Source organism: Nitrospira sp. SG-bin1, assembly GCA_002083365.1.
Taxonomy (GTDB): Bacteria; Nitrospirota; Nitrospiria; order Nitrospirales; family Nitrospiraceae; genus Nitrospira_D.
The window spans coordinates 54,084-72,025 of sequence record LVWS01000005.1 but is presented as its reverse complement, the minus strand read 5'-3'; the positions used below and the strand labels follow the sequence as shown (position 1 = coordinate 72,025).

Here is a 17,942-nt window from a genome sequence, read left to right as displayed (position 1 = left end):
CCGGCAGGCGGAGTATGTGAAGCCCGCGATGGGAAGCAGACGTACCATGGAACAGGAGTGTAGTCGCCGGCCATCCGGTTGCGCAACGCTACTTTTCAGGGGGGACGAAGGCGACGTTGGCGATGGCCGTGGCTTGGACCGGAGGACGGGGCCCCTCGAATCTTGCGGGAAACACGTACACCCGCTCACCGACGGAGAACAGCAGCCGATATTCTTTTCCTGCATCACTGTGGAGATACACGGTGAGCAGTGAGGACGTAGGTTGTTTGTCGATCCGAGCCCAATTGAGTCCAAGTTGTGCGGGGACCACATACAGACCGGCGGCGATCACGGCGAATGCGACATACGCCATCGAGATGTCAATGAGCCGGTCCATGGTCTTGAACCGGGCCACAACCAGTTCCAGAGCCGAGCTGAATACAAGCAGAATCGCCGCGATGCCGACAATCGACAGAACGATGGCCGGAGTGACATAGCCGAATGTGGTCAGGAGCGGGGTCATCACCAAGAGTGCGAGCAAGAACCATGCACCATACTGAACCAAAGCAAGGGAGAATTTGAACTTGGAGCTGGCAGTCCAGTCCTCCGGACTTCCCATCACGGCGAGATTGGTCGTCGCCAGATATCCGAAGTAGAGCATCAGCACCAGCGGGACCCAACTTTGACTGAAATAGGTGGCTGCTGGAAGTTCCTCCAGGATCCAGGAAGCTCCAAATTCTGAAAAATAGGCTCTTGTGTAGATCGATCCCGCAAGATACGCCACGCCACTGACGACGGCCAAGCCGGCCAATGCTTTCGGCGTTTGCTCGATGAGTCGTCGCGCACCGGCTCGGGCAACTTCATTCTTGTGGGAGTCGTCGCGGGACATGGGGCATGATGGACATCCTGAAAGGTTCGGCTTTGTGAAGTCGTCGTTCGAGACCGTTCTCCGTGAAGTCAGGCTACTCTTCCAAGCGGTTCAATACAAGCGCGGACGTAGGGCAATGAATCAGGAGAAAGGAGGAATACGATGGAAGTCCATGACGAGCAACGTGTTTTAGTCTCGACCGGGTATCAACGTGACCTGTACGGTCCGCTCGCGTGGACCATCGAGCTCAACCAACAGCACCGACTGCCACGTGCCGAGCATCAGTTTCCCGGCCGACACCGGCACGGTGAGCGACGGTCCCAAAATTGACGAGGCCATGTGGGACCAGGCATGGGAGGGATCATGCGCATGTTGAAAGCGAATCTGAGGGATCATCTCTTCCACGACCTCCAGGAGATCATCGTCGGTTCCTTCCCCGATTTCTCCGGTCGTCAGCGCCGCGGTCGTGTGCGTCACGAATAACGCGCAGAGTCCTCCCTGGAAGTTCGCTTTCCGGACCACCGTCTCAAGCCGGTCGGTCAGATCGACGATCTCTTTCGTGGCTGTGGTCTTGATACGGAGAATGTCGCCCATCGTACAATGCTTCAACGGCAGAAAGCCTCAGTCTAGAGAAAGCGGCTATTCTTCTGCACTAGGAGAATCCCGACGCCTTCTCAACGATCAATGCTTCGAGGGAAGGTGAAGATCGTCCGAATCCCTGGAAGCGACGTCCTGATGACCTCTTCGGTCGGACCCACGAGCGACATAGCGGGATAGTGGTGTCGGATCCACAGCCGCCCAAGGTATACGGGAACGAAATACAAGACGAGGGCCACAGCCATGAGGCTGAGACCGCTCCATGGCCCGGCAGGGTCCATGGTGTGCAGGAATCGTTTCCCCACTACGGCGCCGAGCACCGCCACCCCGACGATCGCCTCCATCACCCAGATGAATTGCCTCAGCGTCAGTCTTACGGGCACACCGCGGGACGGCGAGACGTACAGGAGGCATGGTCCGGGAGGAAGGGTCGTCAGCAATCGATGGCCAATGCGGTGGACCGTCCAACCGAGCATAAAACCGATGAGACTCTGGACAACGATGGCGATGATGGGTTCGTTGCCCACAATCGAAGCCGGTCCGATCATGAAGATCATCGGGGCCGCATAAATGGTGCAGGCCACGATGTCTTCGTAAGTGGAGGTCCGGACAAGATCGCGGCAACTTTGTGTAAAGGAGTCTGGGCTTCGGGTGCCGGAAGGAGAATCCATTCGAACAAGTCCTCGATGACGAAGCGGAAGGGGAACTCTTGTAAGGGAAGCAGAGGCTTGTGTCAACCGATTTATCGGCGGAGCGTCTTTTGAGACGATGACCGATTGAGCTGTGGATCGGGCGATTCGCAATGCAGAACCGCCACGATCATGATCGCGTCCGTAAGAATCAAGAGTTGGATCTAAAGGCGGCCACAGCTTCTTCTTCCGTATTGCACAATTGAATGCTTTCTCCATACACGCGGCTCAACAGATCGAAGCCGCTTGCCTGGAGGGCTTCCTTGACCATCCCCTTTGCCGCAGCGATTTTCATTTGTCCTTGAACGTTGGTGAGTTGCTTGCCCGCCAGAATAAGGACGCGGATGCCGCCACTGCTGATATAGTCGACATCAGCCAGATTAAGGATGACCTTTTTCGTACCCCCGTCCAAAATCTTTTTCATTTCCTGGTTTCCCTGTTCCGCTGTCGTGGCGGAGAGGCTGCCCTGCATGTTGACTAAGGTGACGCCGCCATGCTCGCGAGAGGAGACCGTCAACGTATGTCTGGTCCCTTGATCCATCGGTTACGCTCCTTCCTGTTCAAAGATCGCCGTTCTGTCCCGGCCGTGTCGCCAGCCAACGATCATAGCATACCGGCAACGGCACATTCCCACTTCAGTTCGCGGGCTTTCACCAGCGTGATCGGACTGAATGCCATACAGAGAAAACTCGGAGAAACACACCGAAGGTCTACCCTGACTCATGGACCTTTGCAAGGGCCTCCTCCAGCGTGGCGGCATGAAGACTCATCATGAGCGCTCCGCTGGAGTGGAGCACCGAACGGACCTGTTCGTTTCCACCACAGAGTACGACCCTTCCAGCTGTTCGGGTAATTGCCGTCACAGCTTTTAGGATCACCCGTAGGCCGATCGAAGAAATGTACGAAATGTGGGAAAGGTCCAGCACGATCCTTTTTTCTCCTTGCCCGATATGGTTCGTCAGGATGTGCTCGACTTCCGGCGCGCTGTTCGTATCGAAGCGGGCCCGTGGGATCACGATCACCGCGGTTCCGCTTCGGCGTGACTCGACATTCAGCGCGGCATCTGCTCGGTCAAGGTGCGAAGGGCGTAGCGTTCTTCCAACGTCGTACGTGCCGATGCCGGTCCGGTCAGGACGTCGAGGAGAGACGGTCGCCGTCGATGCCAATCTTTTTTTGACGGTCAAGACGTTACGCCCAATATTGCGATGATACGACACCTCGTCGAACATGGACCGTACCAAATGAATGCCCAATCCGCCGATCTCGCGCTCATGCAGCAGCAGCGACAGATCTGGAGGCGGGACCGTCAAAGGATTGAAAGGAATGCCATCGTCCGTAATGGTGAGGACGACCCACTCATCCCGTACTTCGCCGTCGACTTCAATCGCATGTTCCGTCGGGTCGTCGGGAAAGGCGTACTGCACCACGTTGTTGAGCAGATCATCCAATGCCATGTTGAGCGTTGGAATCAGCGGCTTGGCCCTTTCCCATTGCCCCACATACCGCTCAAACGCCGTCTGTAGGTCCGGAATCGCCATCAACTGATTGGGCATCGTTCGGTGGAAGATTCGAGCCGCCACGTCGGACGGGGCGACCCCATGATATCGCAGTCCCAACATCGTGATATCGTCCGCCTGCGGGGCTTCACCCGCAAAGGCTCGCACCGCTTGCATGACCTCGCCAAGGCGATCGACTACTGAGACAGCCCGGGATTTGTCGAGGACCGTTTTCAGTCGGTCGTTGCCGAACAGTTCGCGCCGCCGATTATCCGCTTCAGTCACCCCATCGGTGTACAAGAAGAGCTCATCCCCCGGACCCAATCGCGTTGTCGTCTCCTTGAAGGCGATGCCCGCCATGGGACCGACCATGGGGCCGTCGATGCCTCTCAGCCACTCGAACTGTCCATCCTGACGTTTCAGCAGAGGAGGATTGTGGCCGGCGTTGGTCGTCAGGAGGGTCCCGTCGCGGAGATTCAAAATGCCGAGATACAGGGTCACAAACATGCAGCTGTCATTGTCCGCACTGAGCGCATCGTTCACATGGGTGACGATACTGGCTGGAGAGGGGTCCGACGCCGCCCTGGTTTTCACCATGATCTTGGTCATCGCCATGAACAGCGCGGCAGGGACTCCGTTGCCGGACACGTCCCCGATCACGAAACAGAGTCGATGCTCATCGACCATAAAGAAATCGTACAGATCGCCGCCGATCTCTAGGGCCGGTTCGAGCATCGCGTACAGCTCCAGCTCTTTCCGATCCGGGAAAGCCGGGAACACGCGCGGCAGCATGCTCCGTTGAATATCCCGGCCGACGTTCAGTTCTTCCTGCATGCGGGCCTTCGCGGCCTCCACCACCGCCAATGAATCGGCGAGCCGCGCCGTGGCATCCTCGGCAGCCTGTTCGGCATTTTTCAAGGCCGTAATGTCGGTGGCGATGAAGACGATGCCGCCGTCGTGCGTCTTGCGTTCGTTGATCTGAAGCCACTCTCCACTGGACCGGTATTGAATGTACGGTGCGATCGGATTTCTGTGCATGTCAAGGCGCTGTTGTATCCAGGGTTCGAGTTTTCCGATCGCAGCGGGGATATCGCCGCGTTCGGCAGTTCGGCGGACGATCGATTCGAACGAGTCGCCGGGTTGAACGTGAGCCGCAGTTCCAGACATCACGTCGCGATACTTGCGATTACAGATGACCAGCCGGTCGTCCGCATCGAAGAGCGCAAACCATTGGGGGACACTTTCGATGGCCTCGATCAACCGGGCGTGGCTGTCGCGAGCCAGCCTGGAGGCCGCCGTCACCTGCCGATCGATGATGGCCAGAAGGGTCGAAAGCGACACGGCGACCACCGCGAGGAGATCGACGTCGATCCCCGGCGGTGGAGCGCCGGCCGTGTGGCCGGAAAGGTCGTACGCCGGAATCATCCCGATGAAGTGTGTTCCGGAAAGGGCGGCCCCCATGGCGGTCGCCTTTTCCGTGACGCGCCAGTTCCCGTACGCGATATTCCAGGTTCCGAGCACGATGACGATGGTGCTGAAGGCCACGATCCCCACCACGGACAGCACAATGAGCAGCAAGTCGTTCTGGAGATCGATCGGTTGGTGGACGGCCGCCATGCTGGCGAAATGTGTCAGGCTCATGCAGGCCCCCGTCAACATTCCCCCGGAGACGAGCCGTATTCCACTGCCGGTATGGCTGCTGATCAGATACACGGCCACGGCGCCCGTGCCCCCGGCCGACAGGAAAGAAAACAGGGCGAGCCCGGAGTCCTGGGCGGCCGAAACCGGTGGGCAGAACGCCAGATTGCCGATGTAGTGGATGACCCAAATTTCGAGGCCTGCTGCTGCGGCGCCGATGGTCAGCCAGCGCCATTGGGCTGGGCCTTGGTCGGGAGCCCGCATCCGCTCGGCGATGCTCAGGATGGCGTAAGCCGCCGCACCACCCAGCAGCATCGAGGCAACGGCCAGCAAAGGATCGCATATTCCAAGCACAGTGCAACTCCGCTCAGGTGAGCTTAAGTGCAGGAGACGTCAAGAATTGGAACTTGCGGATCCTGGAGCATCGGAAATGACATCGTCGATGTGAACGAACCGACAACAACGCTATCACCTACCACGCTCGGCTTCCGCTCGCAAGCCGGAAGCGTCACGGCGTTCACGTTCCGGGGCTCACAGCCGTGTTACCGCACCGGTTGATTGAGGCGATCCCAACGGGGGATCCTTGTGTCGGGATCAATCGACCAGTAGATGAACACCACCTGCCCCAGGATGTGTTCTTTGCCGATCGGTCCTAAAAAGCGGCTATCCAGGCTTTCCTCCCGATTGTCTCCCAAGAGGAAATAGGAGTCGGGAGGCACGGTCACGGGCCCGAGGTTATCGCGAACGTTTCCGGCCATGCTGGATCGGTCGGTATGTTGCACATAGGATTCGGCCAACAGGTCTTCGTTCACCGTGACCACCTGATCACGGATTTCGATTCGATCGCCGGGAAGCCCGATTACGCGGTGAAGAAAGAGCGGTCCCGTTTCGTCCGGATAACGATAGACCACGACATCCCCACGCCGCGGTTCGGTCGCGTGATAAGCGGCTTTGTGCACGATGACGTAATCATCCGGGAGCAGTACCGGAACCATCGCGTCAGTGGAGATTTTGAACCGATGCGACCGTGCTCGCACCGCGGGCAACAGGTCCGGTAGGCGGTCTCGCACAAAATTCCAGCGAAGTTCTTGCACGCGGGACGACGGCACAAGCGCTTCTTGCTCATAGCCCTCCACCAGTGTCCTGGCCTCTGCTGGCGACAGGGTCGAGGCATAGTAGTGCGCGAGATGGTGTTCCCAGAAATTGGCCGGGGCCAGGTCGAACAGCATGACCTTGAGCGAGCGCACGAACGACTGTGCGATGCGCTCCATTTCAAAGGGTGTGAACGGATTGGCGAGGTCCGACTCGACCTCCAGCTGGTGGCTGAATCCCACCACGTCGGCTTGGTCGGCAATCGATTGGTAGAGACGATCGGACGTCACCTCCAGGCCGGCCAGTCGATCAAAGACGCGGTTCGGTTCTTGGTTGGAGTGAGGCCCCGTCACAGGGCTGGTGCTGCAGCCGGTCCACAATCCACTGCAGGTCACGAGCAGACCAAGGACGGCGTGATGCGAAGATCGGCGAAAGACGGAAGACATGTAGGAGAGAATCCGGAGGTTCAGTCTACACTCCTCTCGTTCACGCGCTCCGTGAGGATACCTCACCGGACCTTGTGAGGGGAAGCCTCGAGAGATAGGCAGCCCCTAGGCTTTTTCCGAGCCTCCGGCCGTGACCGACCGCTCTACACTGAAAATGAACAGCGAAAGGAGTGACCATGAATGACTTGAGGACAGGATTCGTCGGCACTATCGCCGTTCTGCTCATGGTGGTCGGTGCCGTGGACATGCAGGCCGCGACAGAACCGTCCACGATCGCGCCGGGAGGGGGAAAGAGTCCGGCGACCGGGGGGCGGCCCGACGAGCAAGGTCCTCGTTTGGGAACCGGCAATCGCGGCACGGGGGAACCGGGTAGGCCGTTGATCGACCCCAGCCAAATACGGTCCGCACCGTCCGGGCCCGGGACGGTGATCGGACAGGTCTTATCCATCGTCGGCGATACCTACATCGTGCGGCAACCAGACGGCCGTGAAGTAATGCTTAAGTCCACCGGTGCCACCGACGTGCGATCGGTCATCAACATGGGTGAGACCGTGGAGGCCCAAGTGGATGGGGCGGGAGTATTGACGCAGATCAAACCGGCGGGCCGGTGAGGACGAAAATGATAACGACCCTACCAAGATGGCTGTGCATTCTCCATCGTTCTCGATCAGTTCTCCGATTATGAGATCAATGACTCCCCGTCTCCGCTGCTCGATCCCCGCATCAATGTTCTGACATTGCTTCAACAGATTTTCCTCCCTCACTTGCTTCCTTACAATCCTGGGCCACGCTCCTCGGACTCCACAGCCAAAAATCGAATAGTGCTGGCCAAGAAACCGCAGCCGGTATGTAATTGTGGTCAAGAGAAACTACTTGTGGGAGGGAATAGGATCATGGCGAATCGAAAGATCATCGGCCTTCTCGGCCTGGCACTGTCCATGGGAATTGTGATGGCTCCAAAGGATGGATCGGCGGAATGGTATGCCGACGCCTATGCGGGGGCTGTCTGGACGAGGAACACGGACCTGACCGTGACCAGTTCGTTGGGGACCACGACCACCTACCAAGGTCTCGACATCCACAACAATTGGACAGCCGGTGGCCGTGCGGGATACTGGCTGGATAAGGGAAAGATGGACTGGCTCGGATTCGGGTTGGATGTCTTTTTCTTCCACCTCAAGACACCGCCCGGTCAACAAGTGGGAGTGATCAATGGTGGGGGGACCACCACGCAGTTCGCCCATTGGAGCTTACCGGCCTGGGGAATCGGGTTCGACGTGCTGCGTCTGCGGCTCCCGCTGCTGCGGGATGAACAATTCGTCCATGGGCGCGTGCAGCCGTATCTCGCCGCCGGGCCCGCGGTATTCATTACCTACGCCGGTCAAAACACGTTTGTGCAGCCGGGCGGGCAAAGTTCCACCGACGCCTCAGTCGGCGCCAAGGTCGACGCCGGCGTGACCGTCATGGTCACGAAACAGATCGGGGCGTTCGCGCAATATCGCTTCACCCACTTCACGACCGCATTGGAATATCAAAACACCGTACCGGCCCCCGCCACGGAAGAATTCAAGACGACCTACAACTCTCATCACGTCATCGCAGGATTGTCCTTGCGCTTCTAAATTCCAACGATAAAACAGGACTGCCGTCCCTGCTCGGTCTCATCACGGCCGAGCAGGTCGGTATCCCGCCTTCCTGAAGGAGCGCGGTCTCAGCAGCCGGAATAGGGGTCGGGAATTGAACGCCAGATTTCGATAGGTCCGTTCCCCCGCCATCACGTCCGTCACCGCTTCGCAGAGGCGCTGCCCTTGTTGTGAAAACGCCCACGAGCGTATCCGAGGAACGTCATACAACAGTCGGGCCAGCACCCGTCCTGTGCGCAGTTCCGGCAAAATCATCTGAGCCAGCAAACGGCCGTAGGCGATGCTGACGGACTTCTCGTCAAGTTGTCCGTCAACCAAGGCTTGTGCCGCCAGCAGACCGCTGCGAATGGCGAACGAAATGCCTTCTCCGGTGACGGGATCGGCGAAGCCGGCGGCGTCCCCCACCAGCAGGACGCGTGTGTCGGCAAACGGCCCTTTGCGCGGTCGGACGGGAATGACATAACCATGTGGTTCGATCCGGACGACCTCACCGCAACCAAGCAGGCCGAGATAGCGCGCGATCGCCCGTTTGAGATCGCACCCGCTCTTCGTCATCGACAGGACACCGATCGAGAGATACTGTCGTTTCGGAAAGGCCCAGGCATATCCGTGAGGAAGCAAGCCAAAATCAAATCTCGCGGTGCCGTGAAAGGTGTCCAAGCGATCACGAGGCACCGTTACTTCGTATTCAAGCGCCGGAATGAGCATACGTCCATCCGCCATTCCCATTGTGCGTGCGACGGTGCCGAGCGCTCCATCGGCTGCCACGACGAACTTGGCGCTCATCGCGCCGACGTGGGTAGTGACCGTGACAAAATCACCGTGATACGAAACGTCCTCAACGGCACAGCGTTGGTGTACCGTGGCTCCGGCCGCTTCAGCGGCGGACAGCAGCGCGAAATCAAACTGATCGCGCATCGTCATGCAGACGATGGGGGCTTTTCGATGGGTTGTGAAGGAAAGCCCGGTGGGAAACACATTCAATTGCGCGGCATGACAGTCTTGTTCGACGACGTGACGCACCTCAATGGGCAAGGCCTGCATGGCTCGCCCCACGATTCCACCGCCGCAGGTCTTGTACCGCGGCGGCGCGGCCTTCTCGATCACGGCGACCGCCATGCCCGCCTTCGCCAGCCACCAAGCCGCGCAAGCCCCGGCCGGTCCACTCCCGACCACGATGACGTCATAGGTGTGGTTCATACCTCATACCTGGCGGTTCGCGGATCAATCGACGACATGAAAGGCTCGCGGCGATTCAGCCATCTACTCATTCCGAAATCACAGCAGGATACCTCACCGGGCCTTGATGGCAAAAGCCGTCCGGATCCCACCGAGCCATCATTTATTGGCTGAACAGACAAGCCTGGTCGCACCTTGTGTCCTGCTGGAGTATCAAGGCCTGTTCCTGTCTTCCACTTGTGTTAGCCTATGTGCGAGGAAGTTGTCCCTGAACCCGGGGTGTCAAGAGCCTTGATGGGGTGCTTCACCGGACAAGCGTGAGAGGAAGATCGAAGATAAATGGTACGTTTCATTCTGCTCCTGATCATCGTTGGTCTACTCATGGTCGGCCCGCAACTTTGGACCAGGCGTGTGTTCGCCAAACATGATGCGCCTCGTCCCGACTATCCGGGGACCGGCGGAGAACTGGCCAGGCACCTGCTCAATCGGTTCGACCTCCACCACATCACCGTCGTACCGACGGAGACCGGCGACCACTACGATCCCGTCAGCAAAACGGTCCGCCTGACGCCCGCGATATTCGACGGCAAATCCCTCACGGCGATCACGATCGCCGCCCACGAGGTCGGGCACGCCATTCAAGATCACCTGGGGTACCAGCCGCTGGCGGAGCGCACCAATCTTGTGCGGGTCGCGCAGGGAGCGGAAAAGGTCGGAGCGGTCCTGATGATGGGGATTCCGATCGCGGCGGCCGTTGCGCGTACCCCGGTCGCGAGTGTCGTCGTCATGATGGCCGGATTGGCCACAATGGGGATCTCCACGCTGGTCCACCTCGTCACGCTGCCGGTCGAGTGGGATGCCAGCTTCAGACGTGCCCTTCCTGTTCTCCGTCAGGGCAAATACCTGTCACCCGACGATGAACGGGGCGCTCGCAGCATCCTCACCGCCGCCGCACTGACCTACGTGGCCGCCTCCCTCGCCAGCCTGCTCAACGTATGGCGCTGGATCGCGTTCCTGCGGCGATAAGCGTGGCCTCGCCACGCGCGCCACTTCACTGAGGGTGGAAAGTCCATCGCTCCTCATGCCTGAATGCGCAATATCGAGTGATCTACAAGGTTGAAGAGCAGCGCGTACTGATGGTTGTTATGGACGTCACCGCGCGCGATTATCGGAGGCAATAATGAAACACAAGGGCTTCCGTCCCGCAAAAGTTCGAGTGGCCGTGTCAGTGGGAGAATCCGTTCGGATCGTTCGTGAACTTCAAGGGCTCACACAGAGCGAGTTGGCTCGACGGACGAAGATTCACCAATCCACCATCTCAGCCATTGAAAACGGCACCATCAATCTCGGAGTCGAACGGGCAAAAACCCTGGCACGTGTCCTACAGTGCCATCCCGCCGTCTTAGTGTTTCCCGGCTGGGAGGTCACCAAATCATCCGCTGCTTAACGACGACGCCTTGGCGGTTTCTCAGAGCCCCGCATCACTCCTGCCCCACGAAGACGCTGGCCCCCGTTGTTGTTTTCTTTCCGCTCTCTTACTTCGCCTCAGACAGATGCGTGGCCGCCTGTTCCGCGTGTTTCGTCGCCACGTCCGCATGGCCCGCTCTTCCATGTTCAATGGCCTGGTTCAGCTCCGCGATTCCCGCATCCACATGCCCATCCTTGGCTGTCTTCTGGGCATGTTGCAGCGCGGCATCCGCGGCTGTCAGGAGTGCGCCCACATGACCCTGCTTACCATGATCCGCCGCTTCTTTGGCGAGTTTGACGGCATCTTGGCGATGCTGCTCCTCTGACCGCATCACATCGCGCCGCGCCCCGCCCTCCCCGAAGACCGGTTGGAGCGGTAACACTGTGGCGGTCACCAGGACGAACACCGCGGCCAGAGCGACAGTTAGTGGTGTGGTATATCGTGACATCGACATGCTCCTTCTCTAGAAGTGAACCAACTTCGGTCAAAACTTCCTCTCGCAGTGAGGGCACCGAATAACACCCCTCTCTTTTACCGTCATTGTAACATGCGTGTTCCAGAACATCCCCAGGTCCAATCGTTGACAACGATGGCCATCAAACCTGGACCAGCTCATCCCGTCCGCTTTTCTCCTCAGCTGGTCGGTTTGCCCCTTCTCGATTTCGCCCACGCGCTGATCGTCACGGGCTTCGTCCACTGGGTGAAGTCACGGCTAGACGTCGGTGGGATCGCGCAGCGCAATTGTCTGACGCGTCGACGGCTCAGTCCTTCAGCGAGAAGGGCGTGAAGTCCGTCTGCCGGTCGTACCAGTCCTCGTTCTCCTGGCGCTTCAGCCAGCCGACGATCGCGTAGGTCGCCGGCGTGAAGATGATCTCGACCGAGACCTTGAACGCCCAGTTAAAGGCAATAACTTTGATCATCGTCCCGGGCTGCCAGGTCCCGAGGAAGGCAATCGGATAGAAGAGGCCGCTATCGACAAGCTGGCCTACCGCGGTCGAGCCGATCGTGCGGGTCCAAAGATGCCGCCCCTCGGTCCAAACCTTCATCTTCGCCATGACATAGCTGTTCATGAAGTCGCCGCACCAGTAGGCGACCATCGACGCGACGACGATTCGCCCCGTGCTTCCGAACACGACCTCCAAGGCAGGCTGGATCACGACATTGAAGGGCTCCTCCGGATCACCCGGTATGTGGATCACGAAGAGCCCCATGATGGTCGCGAAGGTCATCGCGATGAAGCCCGCCCAGATGACTCTGCGCGTGCGCGCGTAGCCATAAACCTCGGTCAGCACGTCGCCGAAGATGTAGGAGATCGGGAAGAAGAGGTTTCCGGCGCCGAAGGTCACGCCGAAGAGGATGCAGGTCTTGCCCGGCCCGATCAGATACGAACAGAGCAGGACCGTCACGAAGCCAGCCATGACAAGGTCGTAGTAGCGGTAATGGCGGGGGTTCGAGACGAGTTCCCGTTCGGACGGTTGGGCGTGGGCGGTCATCTGCGGGCCAGGATCCTCCCGGGCTCTGGTTCTCGTGGCCCGTGCCGGCGTCGCGTATGAAATGGATCAGCGACTCAGGAAGGAAAAGGAAAGTACACAGGCCGTTGGGCCCGGCCCCGAACGTACCAAAGACCACGTGACGGATCAATCCCGGTCTCTGCCATCGGAAATACGGGCCTGTCCCCTGCGAACTGATCCTTGAACGGGCGGGAAAAGGTTGTTGCGAAAAACGGGCCCTTCTCGGTCACAGATATTCCCGAGGGCTACTCGCAAGATCGCATCTTATACGGCGAACCTGTCCAAAGCCGCGTTTCTCGAAGACGAGAAAACCTTCGATGCGGTGGTCCGGAATCTCGAAGTAATCGGTGAGGCCGTCAAGAAACTTCCGAGGACCTTCGAGAGCCTCTCGCTCTTCAAGCTCGGGCTCAAAGAGAAGCTGGATATTTGGAAGGCTGGAGCGCCGTCCTAGCTGGGGCCTGGTGGATCCTCGCGATCTTCTCCCGTAAGCACTTCGGCTTCTTGCGCTTCGAGTTCCTGCAGCTCGGTCAGCATACTCTGGAGCGCCTGCCGGCGTTGCTGAAGTCCCTTCTTCGGGATGTCTCGCGTCAAGGGCTCTTGCGCGGATTCCGGTAAATTGACCAACGCCTCGGCCTCGCCGACGGTGGCATATTTGTACGCCGCCACGTACTGATGATCGGCGCCGTAGATGTTGATCAACAGGTCTTCTGTCTCAGCGTCGAATTGATCGAGGGTGGGGCTCACCGCTGTGTGCTGGGCCAGGCCTTCGAGCTTCTCGATCTGTGTCTTTAGCGCATCACTTCTTGTTTGCGCGTGATACATGGAATTGACTTCCGCCATGACGGCACCTCCTTCCCTGTTGGTCTTGGGTATAGCGTTCTTTGTCTTGGCGGATCAGCTAGGCATTCCCCTGGGAAGTCTTGAATAGGGCTGCTAGCTGAGAGCAACATTATCAACCCACTTCGGAATCTTGCCAGGGATTTGAACATCGAATAGTCAATCCGCGCCGTATCGACCTTTCGCCTCGTTCTGTAGAAGCCTCGATAAGGCCTTCGCATTTCTTATTGCATAGCCATTCCGATCGTTATTGAAATAAGCCCAGACCCGTTTTGCTCCGCTATCGCATAGACGCGTTGCCCACAGGGTTAATTCTGCTTTTGAATAATTATGGCGATACCAACGCTGCGTTCCATGAAATCGAACATAGATATCCTCCGATGTTTTGATCACATCATCAGGGAGCCTTGGCCCGCTGCATGAACAAAAAATCGTGCCGGTATCCCGAAATGCGGAAAAGACGGTTTCGTTCCACCAACTGGGATGACGAAATTCAACCACATTGCGGCGGCGATGGTCCAGCTGACCTAAGATGGCACTCAAGCGGGCCGGCGTATAATGAAAACTGGGAGGCAATTGGAACAGAAAACAACCCATCATCGGTCCCAGCATATCCGCGATCAAACCGAAATCAGCAATAAGCTGTTTTGTTCCCTGAAATCGCTTCACATGCGTAATCAATTCACAAACCTTCACCGTATAGACAAAGTTTCGTCGCCCTGCCTGCCGCCGCCATGATTGGATCGTGGCCACCGTGGGCCATGCATAAAACGGGGCATTGAGTTCAACCGTCTTAAAATGCCTTGCGTAATAGGCAAACCACTCTTTGGTTGGCATATCAGCAGGATAAAACCTGCCTCGCCAGTGCCAATAAAACCAGCCCGAGCATCCGATATTGACCTTTGAAGCTCTGCCGGCAGAATCCTGTCGCGCATCCAGCTTGCCGGTTATTCTAGCTTTATGCATGTTGGCCGCGCGACCCACATTCGCTTCCCGTTGTTTTTCACGGCGAAGCTGGCGGCGGGCACGACGTGCCGTAGCAGTGAGGACAGGCTCATCAGGCATATATCACCGGCTCCAATTGCAAAGGATGGTTTCCGTTCCAGCGGCTTAATAGATCGATCGCGAAGGCATGCGCTTCGTTAGACGAACTGCACAAGGCATCCTGAGCCAAGAACATGAAGAATAGTGGCAAGCACACAAACCTCCGTTTCCCATATGTTATCAGATGCATTGACCCTCTGTTTCTGCAGACGCTGATGAAAATCATTTCAATCGGGGGCGACCGATTGCTGAATCAATATATTCACTATCTCCAGACGTTCTTGCCTTCCCTCATTGTGTGGAGTGAAGGAATAGAATTGCAGCCTTCCATGGAAGAGCCTAATTTATAAAAGGTCAAATACACCTCATAGAACTTCTCGTCCGCCATCACGAGAACTCCGATCCCTGCTGCCCCGCCTCGGGACTCAGGCGCTTGCGGGGATAACCCGCTTGCGCATCTCCATTTGCATCGGAGCGACAGGTTCCTACGTTCCTCATCCTGCCTGAACCAAGATCACGTCGCCTTGCATTCGTCTACTTGATTCCCACCTGCCAGAGTCCTGCTCCGTCTATTCCAGCAATGCTCACGACGACGACTCTTGATCGACGCCGCTTGCCACGGTTTGAAGTCTGCGCATGTACGATTCAAGATCGGAGCCCACCATAGAACCTATCTCAAAATAGTTGACGGCATGAATTCCCACCCGTATAAGTCCGGGCATGCTGCGGCTGCGAGACGATCAATGGGAGCGGATTCGGGAGCATTTTCCTGAAGAGCACATTCCCGATAATCGGCCTGGACGGAAACCCATTCCCACACGGGCGGTCTTGGAAGCTGTACTCTGGATTCTGAACACGGGAGCCCAGTGGCATTTCCTGCCGCAGTGCTATCCCAACTACAAGACGGTCCATCGCCGGTTCCAGCAGTGGTGTCAACGGGAGGTCCTGCGCGAGGTGCTCACCCAGCTGGCCAATATGCTGCGTGATGAAGGCGCGATCGACGAACGCGAGAGTTTCATCGATGCCACCTTTGCAGCCGCGAAGGGCGGCGGAGACAACGTCGGCCTCACGAAACGTGGGAAAGGCGTGAAGATTCTTGCGATTGTGGATCGACACGGACTCCCCCTCTCGGTCAGAACGCACGCGGCGAATCATCATGAAGTCACGTTGGTGCAACTCAGTTTCGACTTCTACATGCTGGAGGCCAAGCCAGAGCATCTCATTGGGGATCGGGCGTATGACAGCGACGGCCTCGATGACGAGCTCAAACAAGACGGCGTCAACCTGATCGCCCCCCATCGCTCCACCCGGAAGCTCAAGACTCAGGATGGACGGCACTTACGCCGCTATGAACGTCGCTGGCTCGTCGAACGCTTCTTTGCCTGGCTCCAGTGGAAACGGCGCTTACTGATCCGCTGGGAGTACTACGCCACCAATTTCCTCGGATTTGTGCAGCTCGCCTGCATCACCATGCTCCTCAAACAATTTTGAGATAGGTTCTAGTCTTGTTTCGTGATGAACTCTTCAAAGGACTACACGATGGTGTGGACGCAAGCCAGGGCCTCGGTGCTGAAGCCCCGCTTCGATGACCTGGTCCTAGCTCACGTGGTCAATGACCAGTTCGTTCTTCTTTTTAATCTCGATGAGCAGTTCACGCCACTTCGGATCTTGGAACGGCTTAGCAGCTTCTTGCATGAGAACCGCCGCTGCCTGCTGAATCTGCTGCTCGGTTGGCTTGTCTGTCCCGAACTGTTTCCTTGCCCGCTCTTCCTGCCGATCCGGATTGACCGCCTCCTGCTCAGATCTTTGAGCGAATGGCCGCCGCTGGCCTTCGCGATGGCATGAAGATGTGCGCTCTTGTAGTCCTGTACTTTCCAGCACGCTTTCTCCAGCGTCGCATCGATGTGTTCGCGGGCTTTGGTCGGCATGCCCAGGCTTCATCCAAGACGTGGATTCTTGGCGGAGAGGCATACGTTGTTTCGCTCAGGAATGCATCATTCCTAAGTGGTGGGTTGGTATAGGGAGTGCTCCCGGAGTGCCCCTCTATCTCTCTGCCTCTGCATGAGCCTTTGCCACTGGTGCCGTCTTGCCGGCGTCCAGCAGGATGGCGACGAGCATGTCGCTCATGACGTTCACGCCGGAGCGGGCGCGGGCGATGATCCAGTCCACGGTCATGATGAGGGGAATCGCCGCGAGGATGACCGGATCCGGCAACCCGGCGGCCGCAAGGACGAGCGGCAACACGATCATGCCCGCTTCGGGAATGCCGGCGACGCCGGCCCCGGCGATGATGGAGGCCGCGACGATCACGATCTGTTTCGACAGCGGGAGGTCGTAGCCGAGGGCATGGGCGAGGAACAACGCGGCCATCGCTTCATAGAGCGTGATGCCGTCGTTATTCAGATTCGTCCCGACACAGGCGGCGAGGCGTGCCGATTGCGGCGAGATCTGCATCCGTTCGAGACAACGGAGCGTCACGGGAACGGTCGCCAGGCTGCTGTTACAGGACATGCCCGTCATGATGGCATCGGCGCCCTGTCCGAGGTAGATCGTCGGTGGTTTCTTCCCCACCCACCAGGCGACGAGGGGATAGTAACACAACGCATGCACCGCCAGGCCAAGGAGCATGGCTGCGAGGAAGATCCAGAGCGCGGAGAAGATCCCGACGCCGGATTTGCCCACGATGTTTGCGACGACGCCGAAGACGGCGAACGGGATGACCAGGATGATCCACCAGAGAATGGTCAGCAGCCAGCCATAGACCGACTCAATGACCCGGGCGGCGGCATCGATCACGATGTGAGTGCGGCTTGTTTTCGCCCGTACCCACCGCAACGTGATCCCCAATGCGAGTGCCATCAGCACGACGCCGATGATATTATTGCTTCCGAACGGATCGGCGACCGTCCGGGGAACGTAGGCCATCAGGTCTTCGAACGGATGCTCCGACGGTGCAAATGTTGTCGTGAGGCTCGTTCCCGGCACCACAGGCAGCAAATCTTCGACGTGACCTTGCCACGATTTCCCCGGTTGCCAGAGATTCATGATGGCGAGACCGATCAGCATGGCGACGGACACGTTGACCAGGCAAATCGCGATGAGCTTCGCTCCCTGGCGTAACGGCAAACTGGCGCGGATAAGCGAATCCATGATCGCGAAGAAAATGAGCGGAACGGCGAGTGTCTTCAGCAGCCAGACCACCCAGAGTCCGAGTGTTCCCAGTTGTTCGTTGCCCAGACCGTTCAGATAGGGTTCTTTGCCGAATGTCGCGCCAAGCGCCGCGCCGCAGATCACCGCGACGAGAACTTGCGCATAGAGTGGAAACGGATTGCGGGATGACGTCTTTTCTATGGTCATATCGTGAGCCGCGGCAGCTTACCCGGTTTCACTCAAAGAAACTACGTCTTTACCGGGTATGACCATCCCGCCTCACCGTCCCTACGGATTTCGTCTAG

General features: G+C 58.1%; 20 protein-coding genes. 8 read left to right on the top strand and 12 right to left on the bottom strand.

The genetic code is table 11. The annotated features are described in order from the left end of the window. Positions 1 to 88: 88 nt before the first annotated feature. From A4E19_12785 to A4E19_12760, 6 genes are all read right to left on the bottom strand, one after another. Positions 89 to 868, bottom strand: a complete 780-nt coding sequence (locus A4E19_12785) for a hypothetical protein (GenBank protein ID OQW37551.1) — start codon at positions 866 to 868, stop codon at positions 89 to 91. A 168-nt stretch (positions 869 to 1,036) separates the two neighbouring features. Then, the gene (locus A4E19_12780; GenBank protein ID OQW37550.1) at positions 1,037 to 1,441 is read right to left on the bottom strand and encodes a hypothetical protein; all 405 of its coding nucleotides are present in this window, start codon (positions 1,439 to 1,441) and stop codon (positions 1,037 to 1,039) included. A gap of 80 nt (positions 1,442 to 1,521) precedes the next feature. Further along, positions 1,522 to 2,115 (bottom strand): hypothetical protein, encoded by a 594-nt coding sequence (locus tag A4E19_12775; protein OQW37549.1) that lies wholly within the window; start codon positions 2,113 to 2,115, stop codon positions 1,522 to 1,524. A 169-nt stretch (positions 2,116 to 2,284) separates the two neighbouring features. Then, positions 2,285 to 2,674: a hypothetical protein gene (locus A4E19_12770; protein OQW37548.1), complete on the bottom strand. Its 390-nt coding sequence runs from the start codon at positions 2,672 to 2,674 to the stop codon at positions 2,285 to 2,287. 169 nt (positions 2,675 to 2,843) lie between these two features. Continuing rightward, positions 2,844 to 5,621, bottom strand: a complete 2,778-nt coding sequence (locus A4E19_12765) for a hypothetical protein (protein OQW37547.1) — start codon at positions 5,619 to 5,621, stop codon at positions 2,844 to 2,846. A gap of 188 nt (positions 5,622 to 5,809) precedes the next feature. Continuing rightward, positions 5,810 to 6,805 carry a hypothetical protein gene (locus tag A4E19_12760; GenBank protein OQW37546.1) on the bottom strand — a complete coding sequence of 332 codons (996 nt, stop codon included), beginning with the start codon at positions 6,803 to 6,805 and terminating at the stop codon, positions 5,810 to 5,812. Between the two features lie 176 nt (positions 6,806 to 6,981). Here A4E19_12760 and A4E19_12755 point away from each other — a divergent pair, with 176 nt between their 5' ends. Next, complete coding sequence (locus A4E19_12755) at positions 6,982 to 7,416, top strand: hypothetical protein (protein OQW37545.1); 435 nt, start codon at positions 6,982 to 6,984, stop codon at positions 7,414 to 7,416. A 282-nt stretch (positions 7,417 to 7,698) separates the two neighbouring features. Next, positions 7,699 to 8,427 carry a hypothetical protein gene (locus tag A4E19_12750; GenBank protein ID OQW37544.1) on the top strand — a complete coding sequence of 243 codons (729 nt, stop codon included), beginning with the start codon at positions 7,699 to 7,701 and terminating at the stop codon, positions 8,425 to 8,427. Between the two features lie 42 nt (positions 8,428 to 8,469). Here the strand turns inward: A4E19_12750 and A4E19_12745 are convergent, their stop codons facing one another. Next, positions 8,470 to 9,648, bottom strand: a complete 1,179-nt coding sequence (locus A4E19_12745) for a hypothetical protein (GenBank protein ID OQW37543.1) — start codon at positions 9,646 to 9,648, stop codon at positions 8,470 to 8,472. A 318-nt stretch (positions 9,649 to 9,966) separates the two neighbouring features. Here A4E19_12745 and A4E19_12740 point away from each other — a divergent pair, with 318 nt between their 5' ends. Further along, positions 9,967 to 10,653 carry a peptidase gene (locus A4E19_12740; protein OQW37542.1) on the top strand — a complete coding sequence of 229 codons (687 nt, stop codon included), beginning with the start codon at positions 9,967 to 9,969 and terminating at the stop codon, positions 10,651 to 10,653. Positions 10,654 to 10,807: 154 nt separating this feature from the next. After that, complete coding sequence (locus A4E19_12735) at positions 10,808 to 11,074, top strand: transcriptional regulator (GenBank protein ID OQW37541.1); 267 nt, start codon at positions 10,808 to 10,810, stop codon at positions 11,072 to 11,074. A gap of 88 nt (positions 11,075 to 11,162) precedes the next feature. On the opposite strand, the gene A4E19_12730 is transcribed toward A4E19_12735, so the two are convergent. Next, on the bottom strand, positions 11,163 to 11,543 hold the full coding sequence (locus A4E19_12730; protein OQW37540.1) for a hypothetical protein: 381 nt from the start codon (positions 11,541 to 11,543) through the stop codon (positions 11,163 to 11,165). Positions 11,544 to 11,856: 313 nt separating this feature from the next. Beyond that, the gene (locus tag A4E19_12725; protein ID OQW37539.1) at positions 11,857 to 12,588 is read right to left on the bottom strand and encodes a hypothetical protein; all 732 of its coding nucleotides are present in this window, start codon (positions 12,586 to 12,588) and stop codon (positions 11,857 to 11,859) included. A 220-nt stretch (positions 12,589 to 12,808) separates the two neighbouring features. Here A4E19_12725 and A4E19_12720 point away from each other — a divergent pair, with 220 nt between their 5' ends. Further along, positions 12,809 to 13,057, top strand: coding sequence for a hypothetical protein (locus A4E19_12720; GenBank protein ID OQW37538.1), 249 nt, complete (start codon positions 12,809 to 12,811; stop codon positions 13,055 to 13,057). Here A4E19_12720 and A4E19_12715 read toward each other — a convergent pair. Then, the gene (locus A4E19_12715; GenBank protein OQW37537.1) at positions 13,054 to 13,446 is read right to left on the bottom strand and encodes a hypothetical protein; all 393 of its coding nucleotides are present in this window, start codon (positions 13,444 to 13,446) and stop codon (positions 13,054 to 13,056) included. The two genes, A4E19_12720 and A4E19_12715, sit on opposite strands and share 4 nt — an antisense overlap. Before the next feature lie 156 nt (positions 13,447 to 13,602). Beyond that, entirely contained in the window at positions 13,603 to 14,508 is a 906-nt protein-coding gene (locus A4E19_12710) for a hypothetical protein (GenBank protein OQW37536.1), read from the bottom strand. Between the two features lie 113 nt (positions 14,509 to 14,621). Here A4E19_12710 and A4E19_12705 point away from each other — a divergent pair, with 113 nt between their 5' ends. The 3 genes from A4E19_12705 to A4E19_12695 all read left to right on the top strand — a co-directional run bounded on the left by A4E19_12705 (position 14,622) and on the right by A4E19_12695 (position 16,332). Beyond that, on the top strand, positions 14,622 to 14,837 hold the full coding sequence (locus A4E19_12705) for a hypothetical protein (protein ID OQW37535.1): 216 nt from the start codon (positions 14,622 to 14,624) through the stop codon (positions 14,835 to 14,837). A 742-nt stretch (positions 14,838 to 15,579) separates the two neighbouring features. Continuing rightward, a complete protein-coding gene (locus tag A4E19_12700) occupies positions 15,580 to 15,978 on the top strand; it encodes a transposase (protein ID OQW37660.1) in 399 nt (132 codons plus the stop codon). A 48-nt stretch (positions 15,979 to 16,026) separates the two neighbouring features. Next, the gene (locus tag A4E19_12695; protein OQW37534.1) at positions 16,027 to 16,332 is read left to right on the top strand and encodes a hypothetical protein; all 306 of its coding nucleotides are present in this window, start codon (positions 16,027 to 16,029) and stop codon (positions 16,330 to 16,332) included. A gap of 198 nt (positions 16,333 to 16,530) precedes the next feature. Here the strand turns inward: A4E19_12695 and A4E19_12690 are convergent, their stop codons facing one another. Continuing rightward, a complete protein-coding gene (locus A4E19_12690) occupies positions 16,531 to 17,844 on the bottom strand; it encodes a C4-dicarboxylate ABC transporter (protein ID OQW37533.1) in 1,314 nt (437 codons plus the stop codon). Positions 17,845 to 17,942 lie beyond the last annotated feature (98 nt).